This window comes from Amycolatopsis sp. NBC_01488, assembly GCF_036227105.1.
Lineage (GTDB): Bacteria > Actinomycetota > Actinomycetes > Mycobacteriales > Pseudonocardiaceae > Amycolatopsis.
Genome location: NZ_CP109434.1, coordinates 3,933,443 through 3,949,621, shown reverse-complemented (window position 1 = coordinate 3,949,621; position 16,179 = coordinate 3,933,443). Strand labels below are relative to the sequence as shown.

15 protein-coding genes are annotated in these 16,179 nt (G+C 71.4%); 5 read left to right on the top strand and 10 right to left on the bottom strand.

Annotated features, from left to right (window positions below):
- Nucleotides 1–148 precede the first annotated feature (148 nt).
- Complete coding sequence (prmC, locus tag OG738_RS19110) at nt 149–1,015, bottom strand: peptide chain release factor N(5)-glutamine methyltransferase (protein ID WP_329055688.1); 867 nt, start codon at nt 1,013–1,015, stop codon at nt 149–151.
- A gap of 96 nt (nt 1,016–1,111) precedes the next feature.
- A complete protein-coding gene (locus tag OG738_RS19105) occupies nt 1,112–1,459 on the bottom strand; it encodes a MerR family transcriptional regulator (RefSeq protein WP_329055687.1) in 348 nt (115 codons plus the stop codon).
- 55 nt (nt 1,460–1,514) lie between these two features.
- Here OG738_RS19105 and OG738_RS19100 point away from each other — a divergent pair, with 55 nt between their 5' ends.
- The 5 genes from OG738_RS19100 to OG738_RS19080 all read left to right on the top strand — a co-directional run bounded on the left by OG738_RS19100 (nt 1,515) and on the right by OG738_RS19080 (nt 5,767).
- Nucleotides 1,515–2,312, top strand: a complete 798-nt coding sequence (locus OG738_RS19100; protein ID WP_329055686.1) for a TIGR03619 family F420-dependent LLM class oxidoreductase — start codon at nt 1,515–1,517, stop codon at nt 2,310–2,312.
- A gap of 32 nt (nt 2,313–2,344) precedes the next feature.
- Nucleotides 2,345–3,337, top strand: coding sequence for a glycosyltransferase family 2 protein (locus OG738_RS19095; RefSeq protein WP_329055685.1), 993 nt, complete (start codon nt 2,345–2,347; stop codon nt 3,335–3,337).
- Nucleotides 3,334–3,765 carry a GtrA family protein gene (locus tag OG738_RS19090; protein WP_329055684.1) on the top strand — a complete coding sequence of 144 codons (432 nt, stop codon included), beginning with the start codon at nt 3,334–3,336 and terminating at the stop codon, nt 3,763–3,765. Before OG738_RS19095 ends, OG738_RS19090 begins: the two co-directional genes overlap by 4 nt.
- Before the next feature lie 18 nt (nt 3,766–3,783).
- Nucleotides 3,784–5,241 carry a glycan biosynthesis hexose transferase WsfD gene (gene wsfD / locus OG738_RS19085; protein WP_329055683.1) on the top strand — a complete coding sequence of 486 codons (1,458 nt, stop codon included), beginning with the start codon at nt 3,784–3,786 and terminating at the stop codon, nt 5,239–5,241.
- An 85-nt stretch (nt 5,242–5,326) separates the two neighbouring features.
- Nucleotides 5,327–5,767: a hypothetical protein gene (locus OG738_RS19080; RefSeq protein WP_329055682.1), complete on the top strand. Its 441-nt coding sequence runs from the start codon at nt 5,327–5,329 to the stop codon at nt 5,765–5,767.
- Nucleotides 5,768–5,799: 32 nt separating this feature from the next.
- Here the strand turns inward: OG738_RS19080 and prfA are convergent, their stop codons facing one another.
- The 8 genes from prfA to argS form a co-directional block, all read right to left on the bottom strand.
- Nucleotides 5,800–6,870: a peptide chain release factor 1 gene (gene prfA / locus OG738_RS19075; protein ID WP_329055681.1), complete on the bottom strand. Its 1,071-nt coding sequence runs from the start codon at nt 6,868–6,870 to the stop codon at nt 5,800–5,802.
- A 76-nt stretch (nt 6,871–6,946) separates the two neighbouring features.
- Nucleotides 6,947–7,177 (bottom strand): 50S ribosomal protein L31, encoded by a 231-nt coding sequence (rpmE, locus tag OG738_RS19070; RefSeq protein ID WP_284744227.1) that lies wholly within the window; start codon nt 7,175–7,177, stop codon nt 6,947–6,949.
- A 181-nt stretch (nt 7,178–7,358) separates the two neighbouring features.
- Complete coding sequence (gene rho / locus OG738_RS19065) at nt 7,359–9,368, bottom strand: transcription termination factor Rho (RefSeq protein ID WP_329055677.1); 2,010 nt, start codon at nt 9,366–9,368, stop codon at nt 7,359–7,361.
- 401 nt (nt 9,369–9,769) lie between these two features.
- The gene (gene thrB, locus OG738_RS19060; protein WP_329055675.1) at nt 9,770–10,657 is read right to left on the bottom strand and encodes a homoserine kinase; all 888 of its coding nucleotides are present in this window, start codon (nt 10,655–10,657) and stop codon (nt 9,770–9,772) included.
- Nucleotides 10,654–11,715 (bottom strand): threonine synthase, encoded by a 1,062-nt coding sequence (gene thrC / locus OG738_RS19055; RefSeq protein WP_329055673.1) that lies wholly within the window; start codon nt 11,713–11,715, stop codon nt 10,654–10,656. Before thrC ends, thrB begins: the two co-directional genes overlap by 4 nt.
- Nucleotides 11,712–13,025 carry a homoserine dehydrogenase gene (locus OG738_RS19050; protein WP_442875909.1) on the bottom strand — a complete coding sequence of 438 codons (1,314 nt, stop codon included), beginning with the start codon at nt 13,023–13,025 and terminating at the stop codon, nt 11,712–11,714. The genes thrC and OG738_RS19050 overlap by 4 nt, the downstream gene beginning before the upstream one ends.
- Nucleotides 13,026–13,030: 5 nt before the next feature.
- Nucleotides 13,031–14,461, bottom strand: coding sequence for a diaminopimelate decarboxylase (gene lysA, locus OG738_RS19045; RefSeq protein WP_329055671.1), 1,431 nt, complete (start codon nt 14,459–14,461; stop codon nt 13,031–13,033).
- 3 nt (nt 14,462–14,464) lie between these two features.
- Nucleotides 14,465–16,120: an arginine--tRNA ligase gene (argS, locus tag OG738_RS19040; RefSeq protein ID WP_329055670.1), complete on the bottom strand. Its 1,656-nt coding sequence runs from the start codon at nt 16,118–16,120 to the stop codon at nt 14,465–14,467.
- Between the last annotated feature and the right edge of the window lie 59 nt (nt 16,121–16,179).

Genomic DNA, 16,179 nt, shown 5'->3' with positions numbered 1-16,179 from the left:
CCGCTTGCCGCACAACGAAAGTCTTGTCCACAGGCGGGCCGTGATGTGGACAACGAGGCCGTGGCGTTGGCTTTCCCCGCCTTTCGCCCGGGGTCTCGACACGCCGGACAAGGGCACGCCCCAGAGGGCGGGTCCCGAGCAGGGCTGCTCAGCCCAGCCTTCGAGCCGTGACGAACCGGGCCCGCCCGGTCAGGTCCGCGTGGTCCTCGACCCCCGTCAGCACCCGCCGGGCCCGCACCAGCGCCGGAACGGCCGAGCCGTGCGTGTCGTCGTGCTCGATCGCCAGTCCGCCTCCGGGCCGCAGCAGCCGGGCGCCCGCCGCGATCGCGTGGCGGATCACCGCCAGCCCGCTCTCCTCCGCGAACACCGCGCGCGGCGGGTCGTGCTCCGCGACCTCCGGCGGCACCGGGGTGCCCTCCGGGACGTACGGCGGGTTGCACAGCACCAGGTCGACCAGGCCGTCCAGCTCGGCGAACATCGTCGGGTCGCCGATGTCGCCCGAATACAGGCGGATCGGGGTGTTGCCCGCGTCCGCGTGGACGTCCGCGTTGTGCCGGGCCCAGGCCAGTGCCTGCGGGTCGACGTCCACCGCGTACACCACCGCGTCCGGGCGGGCGTGCGCCACCGCCAGCGCGAGCGCGCCGGAGCCGGTGCACAGGTCCACCACGACCGGGAACTCGCGGCCCTGCAGGAACTTCACGCCCCACTCGAGCAGCAGCTCGGTCTCCGGCCGCGGCACGAACACCCCCGCGCCGACCGCGACGCTGATCTCCCCCAGCGCGGCCCAGCCGGTCAGGTACTGCAGCGGGATCCGCTTCGCGCGCTGCTGGACGAGCTGCCCGATGGCCTCGACGACCGGCGGATCGACCAGCGGCACCATCGGCAGCCGCCCGCGGTCGACCCCGAGCACGTGCGCCGCGATCACCTCGGCGTCGAACCGCGGCGAAGCGACGCCGGCGCGTTCGAGAATGCGGGTGGCCTCGATGATGGCCAGGCGCAGCGGCTGCCGGTTCACTCGTCGTCCTTCACCTCGTCAAGCCTGGCACACCAGGCGGAACTCCCCCGTCAGGACACGCGCCGGTCCCGCGCCGTCCAGCGTATCGAGACGCCGTCAGCCGTCGGCGGACAAGTACCCGGCCAGCGTGCTCCGGCGCCGCTGCAGCACGCCGATCCGGTCGTCCATCGCGGTCAGTTCGCGGTGCAGCAAGCCGGCCAGCTCCGGGCACAGGTCGAGGTGGGCCTCCTCACCTCGAGCGCACTGCAGCGCCGAAGCGATGACCTCGGTGGTGAGCCCCGCGGCCAGCAGCCGCCGGATCTGCCGCACGCGCACGACGGCGTCCTCGTCGTAGGTCCGGTAGCCGTTGCCGTCGCGCGAAGCCGTCAGCAGCCCCTGTTCCCCGTAGTAGCGCAGCAGCCGGGTGCTGACACCGGTGCGTCCCGCGAGCTCGCCGATCCGCATTTACCCCCCTGGCAAGTTGACCTTCACACCGATGTGAAGATCTAACGTCGCCGGCATGACCGAACATTTCCTGGAAGTCGTGCTCCCGAACGAGCAGCCGGACCTCGACCCCGCGCGTCCCGCCGAGCTGGCCCGCCTGGCCGAGGACCTCGGCTACCACGCCGCCTGGCTGCCCGACCACCTCATCCCGCCCGGCGCCTTCGGGGACGTCTTCGGCGGCGTCTACGAGCCGCTCGTCACGCTCGCCCACGTCGCCGCCAGGACCGAGCGGATCCGGCTCGGGACGTCGGTGCTGATCGTGCCGCTGCGGGAGCCGTTCGCGCTGGCCAAGCAGGTCGCGACGCTCGACCGGCTCTCCGGGCACCGGTTCGACCTCGGCGTCGGCACCGGCTGGAACGAGCCCGAGTTCGCCGAGGTCGGTGCGGATTTCCGGACGCGCGGCAAGCGGACCGACGCCACCCTCGACCTGCTCGCCGAGCTGTTCCGCGCCGGACGCGGCCCCGGGGGCGGGTACTTCGAGCCGCGGCCGGCCGGGCCGGTGCCGATCACCGTCGGCGGCAACTCGGACGCGGCGCTGCGCCGGGCCGCGCGGATCGGCGCGGGCTGGATGAGCGCCGGCCTGTCTCCCGCCGGGGTCGGCGAGCGCGCCGGAAAGCTCACTGGCATGACAAACGGCCGCGAAACACGGGTCACCGCCAGAATGGAATGGAACGGCGTCGATCTCGAGGCCGCCATCGCGCGATTCCGGGCGTATATCCTGGCCGGGGCGGACGCGGTGGCCGTCCACTTCGGCCCGGCCGAGGACTACGGACAGCGGATGGCCGTGTTCGCCGAGGGCGTCGCCGATCTCTAGGATGCCCGTGACGCCGACCCCCGGGAGCGCCAGTGCCGATCGAGCCGACCACGCGCCGCCGGGTCGCGTTCATCTTCCCCATCTACAACGAGGAAGCGAACATCGACCTGCTGCACCGCACGGTCGACGAGGTGATCGCGCCGCTGGCCGGGCGGTACGACTTCAGCTTCATCTACGTCGACGACGGCAGCCGGGACGCCTCCCTGGACCGGCTCACCGAGCTGGGCGCGCGCGACGCCCGCGTCACGGTCGTGGAGCTGTCCCGCAACTTCGGCCACCAGATGGCCGTCACCGCCGGGCTCGACCTGGTGGACGCCGACGCCACGATCATCATGGACAGCGACCTGCAGGACCCGCCGCGGGTGGCCCTCGAGCTGCTCGAGAAGTGGGAAGAGGGCTACGAGGTCGTCTACGCGCAGCGCCGGTCGCGCCGGGACCCGCCGTTCAAGCGGTTCACCGCGACCGCGTTCTACTGGTTCCTCCAGAAGATGGCCGCGGTCGAGATCCCGAAGAACACCGGCGACTTCCGGCTGGTCGACCGCAAGGTCGTCGACGAGCTGCGCAAGTACCGCGAGCGCGACCGGTTCCTGCGCGGGCTCGTCAGCTACGTCGGGTTCAAGCAGACGGCGGTGCTGTTCGACCGCGACAAGCGCAACGCCGGCGTCACCGGCTACCCGCTGACGAAGATGCTGCGCTTCGCCGCCGACGGCATCCTCGGGTTCTCGACCACGCCGCTGCGGATGATCACGCGGATGGGGTACCTGATCTCGCTGCTGAGCTTCCTCGGCGTGCTCTACGTCGTCGGCGTCAAGCTGTTCGCGCCGGAGACCGCGGTGCCCGGCTGGGCGTTCATCACCATCGCGATGTTCTTCCTCGGCGGCATCCAGATCATCATGCTGGGCGTGCTCGGCAGCTACATCGGCCGCACGTACTCGCAGGTCCAGAACCGGCCGCTGTACACGGTGGCGTCGGTGCGCACCGGCGTCCCGGAGTCCGCCGAACAGACCAGGAGCGCCGCCCGATGAGGTTCGTCACGGCCACGCAGGTGCGCTTCGGGATCGTCGGGATCGGCAACACGCTCGTCGACGCACTGGGCTACGCGCTGCTGGCGACGGTGGGCGTCCCGACGTTCGTCGCCAACTTCCTCTCGACGACGGCGGGCATGCTGCTGTCGTTCACGCTGAACCGGAACTTCACGTTCCGCGCGAAGGACGGCGACATCCGGCGGCAGGCGCTGCTGTTCTTCGGCGTGACGGCGTTCGGGCTCTGGGTGGTCCAGTTCGGGGTCATCACCCTGGTGAGCCACCTCTTCCCGGGCGTCAACCTGCTGGTGCCGAAGGGCGCGGCGATCGTCGTCGGGCTGTTCTGGAACTACCTGCTCTACCACTACGTCGTGTTCCGGGACCGGCCCGTTTCGCCCGTTCCCGGTGCGGCACCCGTCGACTCTGCGTGATCTCGTACGCTGTTCCGAGTGCGATTCCGTGAACTGCGCTTCGGCTTGGGTGTCTTCGTCCTTTCCCTGGGCGTCCTGCTGGTCCGGTTCCTCGTGCCGCGGCCGGTCGGGATGGCCGACAACGGCGACGGCTGGCGCCTGCTGTGCGACCTCGGCGGCCGGCACCCGGAGCTCAGTTCCGAGTTCTACGTGCACTTCAGCTACGGGCCGGGTTCGGCCTGCAAGAGCGACTACATCTCGAGCCAGGCGTGGCTCGACTGGGTCGCGAGCAAGCTGGGGAAGGTGCTCGGCTCGTCGGCGCAGCTCAACCTGCTGGTGCTCGGCGCGATCACGTGCGTGCTCGTCGCGGTGGGCATCGCGGCGACGGTCCTCGGCCTGGAGCTGAGCCGCCGCAACCGCGTCATCGCCACGGTGCTGCTGCTGCTCGTGATGGCCGACTCGGCGTTCTTCGGCTACTTCGCGTCGGTGCTGAGCGAGGGCGCCGGGTTCGTCGGGATGCTGCTGATGGCCGGTGGCCTGCTGCTGATGAACCGCACGGGCGCGTGGCGCTACTGGGGCGCGGCGCTCACCGTGGTGGGTGCGCTGATCGGCATCAACGCGAAGTCGCAGACGCTGCTGCTGATCCCGCTGTTCGTGGTGGCGCTGGCGCTGATCCGGCCGCTCGGCGCGAAGGGGCGCGCGCGGTGGCTGCTGCCACTGGGCGTGCTGGTGATCGTGGGCGCGGGAACGGCGGCGGTCCAGTCCCACGGCGACCCGGCCAACGCCGAGTACCGCGAAGCGAACATGTACCACGTGGTGTTCGACAGCATCGTCGACGGCAAGCACGACACGGACGCCGACCTGGCGGCGCTGGGCCTGCCGCAGAGCGCCAAGAAGTTCATCGGCACGGGCTGGTGGGCGGCGCACCCGTGGACGGACGCGGACTACACCGGCTTCCGCGACAAGATCAGCCGCCGCAACGTGGTCCAGTACTACGCCTCCCACCCGACGCGCACGCTGCAGATCCTCCAGCAGGGCGCGGTCGACACCCTGACCGCGCGCCCGTCCCGGCTGGGCAGCTTCGCCGAGTCGGCCGGGTTCCCGCAGATGGCGAAGGAGTACCGCGTGCCGGTGTTCTCGGGGCTGTCGGCACTGGCGGCGCCGCTGGGGCTGCTCGTGCTGGTGCCGTTCTGGCTGCTGATCGGCTGGGCCGGAGTCCGGGCGTTCCGCCGCCGCGCGCGCGAGTACGGCGTCGTGGTGTTCTTCCTGCTGCTGTTCGCGATCGGCCAGTTCGGGCTGTCGGCGTTGGGTGAGGGCGTCGAGGGCGTGAAGCACCAGCTGCTGACGCTGTTCCCGACCTTCCTCGCGTTCGCGTTCGCGGTGCTGAGCTTCTTCCCGCGGCCGGCCCGGCCCGAGCCTGAGCCCGAAGAAGACGCCGAGCCCGTGACGGAGGTCTTCGACGCGTTCCGCGAGCCGGAGGAGCCCGCCGTCCGCTGATTGGCTAAACCGGTCCGGCCTCCCGGACGTGGGGACGGCGGTGGTCCGGGAACGGCCCGGGGCACCGCTACCTGTGGAGGCAAGGATGCGGTCACTCGTACGGAAGTTCGCGGTCGTCGCCGGGGTCGTCGTGGCGGGGGTCGTCGTGGCGCCCGTCGCGCAAGCCCAGGCCGCGACGGTGGCGACCTGTCCGGGCAGTGAGGTCTCCGGGTTCCCGAAGTCCCTGAAGAACCAGCTCGGGGACCTGGCCGGCTCGCTGCACCTCTGGTACTCCGGCGCGAACGGCGGCACCAACTGCGCGAAGGTCTACGACGACGCGTCCGGGTCGCACTCGATGTCGGTCAGCATCCGCCGGTCGGACCAGTCCACTCCGGTGACCGACTCGGGCACGTTCGCCACCTACGCGGGCGGAGTGGTGGTGACCGGGACCGACGGCAAGTGCATCTACGTGTCCGGCAGTCTGTCGCTGGGCAGCGGCTCGGTCAACCAGTTCCGCGCCTCGGCCGGCCCGGTCGCCTGCGGCTGATCCCCCTCAGGGCTGGGCCGCCGTGGAGCGGCTCAGCCCGCCGAGGCGGCCAGGCGCTCTTCGCGGTCCGCCGTCGCCAGTGCGTCGAGCACGCCGTCGAGGTCGCCGTCGAGGACCTGGTCCAGGTTGTACGCCTTGTAGTTCACACGGTGGTCCGAGATGCGGTTCTCCGGGAAGTTGTACGTCCGGATCCGCTCCGAGCGGTCGACCGTGCGGATCTGGGACTTGCGGGCGTCGGACGCCTTCGCCGCCGCCTCCTCCTCCGCGATCGCCTGCAGCCGGGCCTGCAGCACCTGCAGGGCCCGCGCGCGGTTCTGGATCTGGGACTTCTCGTTCTGGCACGACACCACGATGCCCGTCGGCAGGTGGGTGATCCGGACCGCCGAGTCGGTGGTGTTCACGCTCTGGCCGCCCGGGCCCGAGGAGCGGAACACGTCGATGCGCAGGTCGTTCGGGTCGATCTCGACCTCGACCTCCTCCGGCTCCGGGTAGATGAGCACCCCGGACGCCGACGTGTGGATGCGGCCCTGGGACTCCGTCGCCGGCACGCGCTGGACGCGGTGGACGCCGCCCTCGAACTTCAGGCGGGACCAGACGCCGTCGACGTCGGCCGCCTTGGTCTTGATCGACAGCGTGACGTCCTTGAAGCCGCCCAGATCGGAGTCCACCGAGTCGAGGACCTCGGCCTTCCAGCCGTGGCGCTCGGCGTAGCGCAGGTACATCCGCAGCAGGTCGCCGGCGAACAGCGCCGACTCCTCGCCGCCCTCGCCGGACTTGATCTCCATCACGACGTCGGAGCCGTCGTACGGGTCGCGCGGCAGCAGCAGCTCGGTGAGCTTCGACTCGAGGTCGGGGATCCGCGCGCTCAGCTCCTCGGCCTCGGCGGCGAACTCCGCGTCCTCCGAAGCCATCTCGCGCGCGGCCGTGAGGTCGTCGCGGGTGGTGTCCAGCTCGTGGACGGCACGCACGACCGGCGTCAGCTCGGCGTAGCGGCGGCCGAGCTTGCGGGCGCGCGCCTGGTCGGCGTGCACCGCCGGGTCCGCGAGCTGCTGCTCCAGCTCCGCGTGTTCGGCGAGCAGCCCCTTGAGCGAGCTCGAATCCACCTCTGCCACCTCTCAGCCCGGTCCATCCAAGACAACGGCGCCCACCCGCGCGTGCGGGTGGGCGCCGTGGAAAAAGCTACTTGGCGTCGGCGTCCTTCTTCTGCCGCTTGCCGTAGCGAGCCTCGAAGCGCGCGACCCGGCCACCGGTGTCCATGATCTTCTGCTTGCCCGTGTAGAACGGGTGGCAGTTCGAGCAGATCTCGACGTGGATGTCGCCGCTGGTCTTGGTGCTGCGCGTGGTGAAGCTGTTTCCGCAGTCGCAGTTCACGTTCGTGACCACGTACTCGGGGTGAATACCGCTCTTCATGGTGTCCTCTCTCGTTGGCTCCGGGTCCCCAGTCGTTCCGCGGGGTGAACCGGCGCCGGACTTCAGCGGATGATTCTGCCAGACGGGCAGACGCTCACTGGAACGCACCCCGCTGACCTGGTATTCCGAACGTGCCGGAGGCCTCCCCGCGGCCGAGCGGGGAGGCCTCCGATGAGCACGCTCAGTCGTCCTCGCCGCCGCCGAGGGCGGTCTTCGAGACCTGCATGAGGAACTCGGTGTTCGTCTTCGTCTTGCGCAGCCGCGAGATCAGCAGGTCGATGGCCTGCTGCGAGTCGAGCGCGTGCAGCACCCGGCTCAGCTTCACGGTCACGGCCAGCTCGTCCGGATTCAGCAGCAGCTCGTCCTTGCGAGTACCGGACGGGTTGACGTCGACGGCCGGGAACACGCGGCGCTCGGCGATCTTGCGGTCGAGCTTGAGCTCCGCGTTACCGGTGCCCTTGAACTCTTCGAAGATGACCGTGTCCATCGTCGACCCGGTCTCCACCATCGCCGTGGCGAAGATGGTCAGCGAGCCGCCGTTCTCGATGTTGCGCGCCGCGCCGAGGAACCGCTTCGGCGGGTAGAGCGCGGTCGAGTCGACACCACCGGACAGGATCCGGCCGGACGCCGGAGCCGCCAGGTTGTACGCGCGGCCGAGCCGGGTGATCGAGTCGAGCAGCACGACGACGTCGTGGCCCATCTCGACCAGGCGCTTGGCCCGCTCGATCGACAGCTCCGCGACCGAGGTGTGGTCCGCCGGCGGCCGGTCGAAGGTCGAGGCGATGACCTCGCCCTTCACCGAGCGCTGCATGTCGGTGACCTCTTCCGGACGCTCGTCGACCAGGACGACCATCAGGTGGCACTCGGGGTTGTTCGTGGAGATCGCGTTCGCGATGTCCTGCATGATCGTGGTCTTACCGGCCTTCGGCGGCGACACGATCAGGGCGCGCTGCCCCTTGCCGACCGGCATGATCAGGTCGATCACGCGGGTCGTGAGCTTGTGCGACTCGGTCTCGAGGCGCAGCCGCTCGTTCGGGTACAGCGGGGTCAGCTTGGTGAAGTCCGGCCGCCGCTTGGCCTCGTCCGGCTCCAGGCCGTTGATCGAGTCGACGCGCACCAGCGGGTTGAACTTCTGCCGCTGCTGCTCGCCGTCACGCGGCTGGCGCACGACGCCGGTGATGGCGTCACCGCGACGCAGGCCGTACTTGCGGACCAGCGACAGCGAGACGTACACGTCGTTCGGGCCGGCGAGGTAGCCGGACGTGCGCACGAACGCGTAGTTGTCGAGCACGTCCAGGATGCCCGCCACGGGCAGCAGGACGTCGTCCTCGCGGATCTCGGTGTCCGGCGAACCGCCGTCACGCTGGCCGCCGCCGCTGCCCCGGCGACGACGGTCGCGGAAGCGACGGCCGCGACGGCCGCCTTCCTCGTCGTCGTCCTGCTGCTGGGCGCGGTTGTCGCGGTTGTCCTGGCCGCCGCCGCGGTTGCCGCTGTCCTGCTGGTTGCGCTGGCGGTTGCCGTCCTGGCGGTTGTCGCCCCGGCCGCCGCCCTGGCGCTGCTGGTCACGGTTGCCGCCGCCCTGCTGGCGGTCACCGCCCTGCTGACGGTCACCGCCCTGCTGACGGTCGCCGCCCTGGCGGTCACCCTGCTGACGGTCGCCGCCCTGCTGGCGGTCGCCCCCGACCTGGCCGTCGGGCGACCCGGCGGCGCGGTTGGAACCGCGGCGACGCCGGCCGCGGCCGCCCTCCTCGGGCTGGCCGTCCTGGCCCTGTTGGCCGTCCTGCTTGTCCTGCTGCGGGCGCTCGGCCTGCGGCTGGGTGTCCGCGGGGACCTCGGCGGCAGGCGCGGCGGCCTTCGGCTCCGGCTTGGTCTCGACCGGGGCGGCGGGCGCCTCGGCCTTGGGCTCGGCCTTCGGGGCCGACGCCTTGGCCGGCTCGCCGACGCCCTCGAGGGGCAGCGTCTCGGCGGCCGGGCGCTTGCGCGACTTGCCCTGACGCTCACGGATCGCGGCGATCAGGTCGCCCTTGCGCATGCCCGTCGTCTCGCCGACGCCGAGCTCCCCAGCCAGCGAACGCAGTTCCGCCACGGTCTTCCCGGTCAACCCGCCGACCGTCTTCCTGGGAGCGGTGGTGGTGCCGTTCGACTCCGCGGCGCTGCTACCCACGTCGCTCAAAAGATCGGTGTTGCTCACACATGTCCTTCCTGACCGATCCACGCCTCCAGGTGGATCAGCGGACTGCCGCTCGCTTCTGATCGCGAACCGGCGTAACTGCCCCCCGATACGGGAGATGAGCTCTTCGGCCGTGCGAAACACAGCTGGAGCGCCTCCACCACAGGGGTTTGCGTCCTCCATTCGGAGGACACGGAATTCGGCACCGCCGAAACCGGAAACCCGCCTGCGTTCCTCCGCGTTACCCCGCTCGCCAGGCGGTGCGGATTCGGCGGATCAACGAAGGATGCGATCCCAGAGGACCGGCATCGGGTGCGGAAACGCACGGTGATCGAACGCCCCCGAGGGTAGACCGCGCGGGTGCCGGGTGCAACAACCACCCCCCGCGTGGCGGGACGGGCCGCAGGCACGTGACCCAGCCTTTACTGAGCCGCAACCTGCACACCCGCGAGATCCACGGGCAGCTCGAAGACGTCGAAGCCTTCAACGTCGACCCCTGGCGGCAGTATTCCCGTCGTGGTCAAAGCGAGCACCGTGGGGCCCGCGCCGGAGATGGCGGCGGCGACCCCGTGTGCACGCAGCGTCGTCACCAGCTCGCCGCTCGCCGGGTACGCGGGGGCCCGGTAGTGCTGGTGCAGGCGGTCTTCGGTGGCCGCGAGCAGCAGCTCCGGCTTCGCCGTGAGCGCGTGGACGGCGAGGGCGGCGCGGCCGGCGTTGTGCGCGGCGTCCGCGTGCGGCACGGTCGCCGGCAGCAGGCCGCGCGTGGTCGCGGTGGCCGAGCGCACCGACGGCACCGCGACGACCGGCCGGATCGCCGGGTGCGGCGCGAACCGCTCGGCGTGGAACTCCGCGCCTTCGCACCAGGCCAGCACGAGGCCGCCGAACAGGCTCGCCGCGGCGTTGTCGGCGTGGCCTTCGAAGCCGGCGGCCAGCTGCAGCGCCTCGAACGCGTCGAGCTCCCGGCCCGCCAGCGCGTACCCGGCGGCGACGCCGGACACCACCGCGGCCGCCGACGAGCCGAGCCCGCGCGCGTGCGGGATCGCGTTGGAGCAGCGCAGGTGCAGGCCGGGAAGTTCGACGCCGAGGTGCGCGCACGTCCGGCGGATGGCGCGCACGACGAGGTGGGTCTCGTCGGTCGGGACGTCCTCGACCCCGCCCGCGCCGGCGTCGACCACCTCGACCTTGAGGCCGGCGTCGGTGACCCGCACCTCGACGACGTCGTGCAGGCCCAGTGCCATGCCGAACGCGTCGAAGCCCGGCCCGAGGTTCGCCGTCGACGCCGGGACGGTGACCGTGAACCCGCTGGTCACCGCAGGTCCAGCGCCGCCGCGACCGCCGAGGGGTCCACCGCCAGCGGCTCGACCTCGACGTTGCCGGCCAGGGCCGTCTGCGGGTCCTTGAGGCCGTGCCCGGTGACCGTGCACACCACGCGGGACCCCTTCGGGAGCCGGCCGTCGGCGGCTGTGGCCAGCAGGCCGGCCACGCTGGTGGCCGAGGCCGGCTCGACGAACACGCCTTCGCGCCCGGCCAGCAGCCGGTAGGCCTCGAGGATCTTCTCGTCGGTCACGGCCTCGAAGAGCCCTTCCGACGCGTCCTTCGCCTTCACCGCGGCGGTCCACGAGGCCGGGCTGCCGATCCGGATCGCGGTGGCGATCGTGTCCGGGTCGCGCACCGGCTCGCCGTGCACCAGCGGCGCCGCGCCGGCCGCCTGGAAGCCGAACATCCTCGGCGTGTTCTTCACCACACCGTCGGCCGCGTACTCGGAATAGCCGGCCCAGTAGGCGGTGATGTTGCCCGCGTTGCCGACCGGGAGGCAGTGGATGTCCGGCGCTTCGCCGAGGACGTCGCAGATCTCGAACGCCGCGGTCTTCTGGCCGGCGATGCGCACCGGGTTGACCGAGTTGACCAGGGTGACCGGGTAGTCGGCCGCGGTCTTGCGGGCCAGCTCCAGGCAGTCGTCGAAGTTGCCGTCGACCTGCAGGATCCGCGCGCCGTGCAGCACGGCCTGGGCGAGCTTGCCCATGGCGATCTTGCCTTGGGGCACCAGCACGGCGCAGGTGAGGCCGGCGCGGGCGGCGTAGGCGGCGGCCGAGGCGGACGTGTTGCCGGTCGACGCGCAGATCACCGCCTTGAGCCCGCTGGCGAGCGCGTGCGTGATGGCCACGGTCATCCCGCGGTCCTTGAACGACCCGGTCGGGTTGGCGCCCTCGACCTTGAGGTGGACCTCGCAGCCGGTCAGCTCGGACAGGTGGCGCGCGGGCAGCAGCGGCGTGTTGCCTTCCCCGAGCGTGACGACCTGCGCCCCGTCCGGGACCGGGACGCGGTCCCGGTACGCCTCGATGATTCCCGGCCAGGGATGCCTGATCACTGGTCCTCGCCTTCCACCCGCATCACGCTGACGACTTCGTGGACGACATCGAGCTTCGCGATCTCGTCCACAGTGGACTGAAGGGCGGCGTCCGGGGCTTGGTGCGTCACGACGACGAGGCTCGCGCGGTCGCCGACGTCGCTCTGCCGCACGGCCGCGATGCTCACGCCGTGCCCGGCGAACGCCTGCGCCACCTGGGCGAGCACGCCGGCGCGGTCAGCGACGGAAAGGCTTACGTGGTACCGGGTCGGCGTCTGGCCCATCGGCCGCACCGGCAACGCCGCGTGCGCGGACTCGCGCGGGCCGCGGCCGCCGGCGACCAGGTTGCGGGCCACCGCGACGAGGTCGCCGAGCACCGCGCTCGCGGTCGGCGCGCCGCCCGCGCCCTGGCCGTAGAACATCAGCTCGCCGGCGGCGTCGGCCTCGACGTAGACGGCGTTGAACGCGCCGCCCACCCCGGCCAGCTGGTGGCTGCGCGGGATCATCACCGGGTGCACGCGGGCGGAAACCGACTCGACGCCGTCGTCGTCGGTCACGCGTTCGCAGATCGCCAGGAGCTTGACCGTGCGGCCGAGCATCCGGGCCGCGGCGAGGTCCGCGGCGGTGACGTCGGCGATGCCCTCGCGGTGCACGTCCGACGCCGTCACCCGGGTGTGGAACGCGAGCGACGCGAGGATCGCGGCCTTCGACGCGGCGTCGTAGCCGTCGACGTCGGCGGTCGGGTCGGCCTCGGCGTACCCGAGGCGGCTGGCCTCGTCGAGCGTCTCCGCGTAGCCGGCGCCGGTGGAGTCCATCGCGGACAGGATGAAGTTCGTGGTCCCGTTGACGATGCCCATCACGCGCGTGATCCGGTCGCCGGCCAGGGATTCGCGCAGCGGGCGCAGCAGCGGGATGGCCCCGGCGACCGCGGCCTCGAAGTAGAGGTCGGCACCCGCGGCGTCGGCCGCCTCGAACAGGTCGGCGGAGTGCTCGGCCAGCAGGGCCTTGTTCGCCGTGACGACCGACTTCCCGGCCTTCAGCGCGGCCAGCAGCCAGCCGCGCACCGGCTCGATGCCGCCGACCAGCTCGACCACGACGTCGACGTCGTCGCTGGTCACCAGCTTCTCGGCGTCGGCGGTCAGCAGCTCCGGCGGCAGCTCGGGGTGCTTGTCCGGGCGGCGGACGGCGATGCCGGCCAGCTCGACCGGCACGCCGGCCCGCGCGGCCAGCTCACCGGCCTGCTCGGTGAGCAGCCGGGCGACCTCGCCGCCGACGGTCCCGCAACCGAGCAGGGCGACCTTGACGGCGCGCCTTTCCTCTGGGGCAGCCACTGTGTTCAGACCTCCAGGCGCAGCATGTCGTCGGTCGTCTCGCGCCGCAGCAGCAGCCGGGAGCCGCCGTTGCGCACGGCGACCACGGCCGGGCGCGGCTGCCGGTTGTACGTGCTCGCCATCGAGTAGCAGTAGGCACCGGTCGCCGCGACCGCCAGCAGGTCGCCGGGAGCCAGCGTGTCGGGCAGCCAGCAGTCTCGTACGACGATGTCGCCGGACTCACAGTGTTTTCCCACGACCCGGGACAGCACGGCCTGCACCGGCTGCTCGTTGTCGCCCGCGGAGCGGGAAACCACCCGGACGTCGTACACCGCGTCGTAGAGCGCGGTCCGGATGTTGTCGCTCATGCCGCCGTCGACACTGACGTACCGGCGCGAGAGGTCGTCGCCGAGCGAGACGTCCTTGATGGTGCCGACCTCGTACAGCGTGACCGTGCCGGGACCGGCGATGGCGCGGCCGGGCTCGCCCGCGATGCGCGGCACCGGCAGGCCCGCGTACGCGCACTCCTTGCGGACGATCTCGCGGATCTGCGTGATCATCTGCGCCGGCGGCGGCGGGTTGTCCTTCTCGGTGTAGGCGATGCCGAACCCGCCGCCGAGGTCGACCAGGCTCAGCTGGTCGAGCAGTTCGGGGCCGTGCTCCTTGGCGAGGTCGGCGAGCAGTCCGACGACGCGGCGGGCGGCGACCTCGAAGCCGTCGGCGTCGAAGATCTGCGAGCCGATGTGGCTGTGCAGGCCGACGAGCTTGAGCGACCGCGCGTTGAGCACCCGGCGCACCGCCTCGGCGGCGTCGCCGGAAGCCAGCGAGAACCCGAACTTCTGGTCCTCGTGGGCGGTCGCGATGAACTCGTGGGTGTGCGCCTCGACGCCGACGGTGACCCGGATGAGCACCGCCTGCACGACGTCGTGGCGAGCGGCGATGTCGGCCAGCCGGGCGATCTCGAAGTACGAGTCGAGCACGATCGTGCCCACCCCGGCGACGATGGCGGCCTCGAGCTCCGCGGGCGACTTGTTGTTGCCGTGGAAGGTGATCCGCTCGGCCGGGAAGTCCGCGCGCTGCGCCACGGCGAGCTCGCCGCCGCTGCAGACGTCGAGGCTCAGCCCCTGCTCGGCCACCCAGCGGGCGACCTCGATGGACAGGAACGCCTTCGACGCGTAGTGCACCAGCGACGGGTCGTCGAACGCTTCGGCGTAGTCCGCGCAGCGGGACTTGAAGTCGGCCTCGTCGACCACGAACAGGGGCGTGCCGTGCTTCTCGGCGAGCTCGCGGACGTCGACCCCGGCGATCCGCACGACGCCGTCGCCGGCGCGGAAGGTGTTGCGGGGCCACACCTTCGCGGGGAGCTTGTCGAGCTCCTCGACTCCCGACGGCTGGAGCCCGGAGGTGTCGGCGTGGGGGTAGACGTCGGCGTGCCTGGGGCCCGCGGGGTGAGCCATTTCTTACATCCGTTCCGGAGCGGTGACACCGAGGAGCGCGAGGCCGTTGGCGAGCACCTGGCGCGCCGCCCCGTACAGCGCGAGCCGCGCGTACGTCAGCGGAGTCGCCTCTTCGTCGCCCTGCGGCAGCACCCGGCTCGAGTTGTAGGACTTGTGGAAGGCGCCCGCGAGTTCTTCGAGGTAGCGCGCGATCCGGTGCGGCTCCCGCATGTCGGCGGCGCGGCGCACGGTTTCCGGGAACTCGCCGATGGTGCGGATCAGGTCGCCCTCGGCGGCGGAGGTGAGGAGTCCGTAGTCGACGTCCGAAGTGGACTCGAGGCCGAGGTCGTCGGCCGAGCGCTCGATCGAGCGGATCCGGGAGTGGGCGTACTGGACGTAGTAGACCGGGTTGTCGTTGGAGTGCTTGCGCAGCAGGTCCAGGTCGACGTCCAAAGTGGAGTCCACGGAGTAGCGGATCAGCTCGTAGCGGGCCGGGTCGACGCCGACGGCCTCGACGAGGTCCTCCATGGTGATCACGGTGCCCGCGCGCTTGGACATCCGCACCGGCTTGCCGTCGCTGACCAGGTTGACCATCTGGCCGATCAGCACCTCGACCGTCGCCGGGTCGTCGCCGAACGCGGCGGCCGCGGCCTTCAGCCGGGCGATGTAGCCGTGGTGGTCCGCGCCGAGCATGTAGATGCAGAGGTCGAAGCCGCGGTTGCGCTTGTCCTTGAAGTAGGCCAGGTCGCCGGCGATGTAGGCCGGGTTGCCGTCCTGCTTGATGACGACGCGGTCCTTGTCGTCGCCGTACTCCGACGACTTCAGCCACCAGGCACCGTCGTCGAAGTAGAGGTTCCCGGAGTCCTTCAGCTGCTGGACGGCGGCCTCGACCGCGCCCGACTCGTGCAGCGAGTTCTCGTGGAAGTAGACGTCGAAGTCGGTGCCGAACTCGTGCAGGCTCTGCCTGATCTCGGAGAACATCAGGTTGATGCCGATCCGGCGGAACGTCTCGTGCCGCTCGGCCTCGGGCAGCGACAGCGCGCTCGGCTCGGCCTTGATGACCTCGGCGGCGATGTCGTTGATGTAGCCGCCCGCGTAGCCGTCCTCCGGCGCGGGCTCGCCCTTCGCGGCGGCGATCAGGGACCGGACGAACCGGTCGATCTGGGCGCCGGCGTCGTTGAAGTAGTACTCGCGGGTGACGTCGCCGCCCTGCGCGGCCAGGACCCGGCCGAGCGCGTCGCCGACCGCGGCCCAGCGGGTGCCGCCGAGGTGGATCGGGCCGGTCGGGTTCGCCGAGACGAACTCGAGGTTGATCTTGGTCCCGGCCAGCGCGTCCCCGCGGCCGAACGCGGCGCCGGCGTCGAGCACCTGGCGCACGATGTCGCCCTGCGCGGCCGCCGCGAGCCGGAAGTTGAGGAAACCGGGACCCGCGACCTCGGCCGAGGAGACGCCGTCGTCCGCCGAGACGGCTTCGGCGAGCGCCTCGGCGAATTCGCGGGGCTTCAGGCCGGCCTTCTTGGCCACCTGGAGGGCCAGGTTCGTCGCGTAGTCGCCGTGGTCGGGGTTGCGCGGGCGTTCGATGGTCACCTGCTCCGGCAGGACGGCGTCGTCGATGCCGCGTGCGGCGAGCACCTGCACGGCGGAGCTGCGGACCAGGTCGGCGAGAGCGGCGGGAGTCACTCCGCGAATTCTAGGTGTGCCCTGGTGGGACGCTCGCATCGGTCTCGGCCACATCACGG

What these genes read in the sequence shown, in the direction of transcription:
- OG738_RS19100 (WP_329055686.1), top strand. Translation starts at nt 1,515, where the DNA reads ATGACCGAACATTTCCTGGAAGTCGTGCTCCCGAACGAGCAGCCGGAC.
- lysA (WP_329055671.1), bottom strand. Translation starts at nt 14,461, where the DNA reads ATGGCTCACCCCGCGGGCCCCAGGCACGCCGACGTCTACCCCCACGCC.
- rpmE (WP_284744227.1), bottom strand. Translation starts at nt 7,177, where the DNA reads ATGAAGAGCGGTATTCACCCCGAGTACGTGGTCACGAACGTGAACTGC.
- OG738_RS19090 (WP_329055684.1), top strand. Translation starts at nt 3,334, where the DNA reads ATGAGGTTCGTCACGGCCACGCAGGTGCGCTTCGGGATCGTCGGGATC.
- OG738_RS19105 (WP_329055687.1), bottom strand. Translation starts at nt 1,459, where the DNA reads ATGCGGATCGGCGAGCTCGCGGGACGCACCGGTGTCAGCACCCGGCTG.
- OG738_RS19080 (WP_329055682.1), top strand. Translation starts at nt 5,327, where the DNA reads ATGCGGTCACTCGTACGGAAGTTCGCGGTCGTCGCCGGGGTCGTCGTG.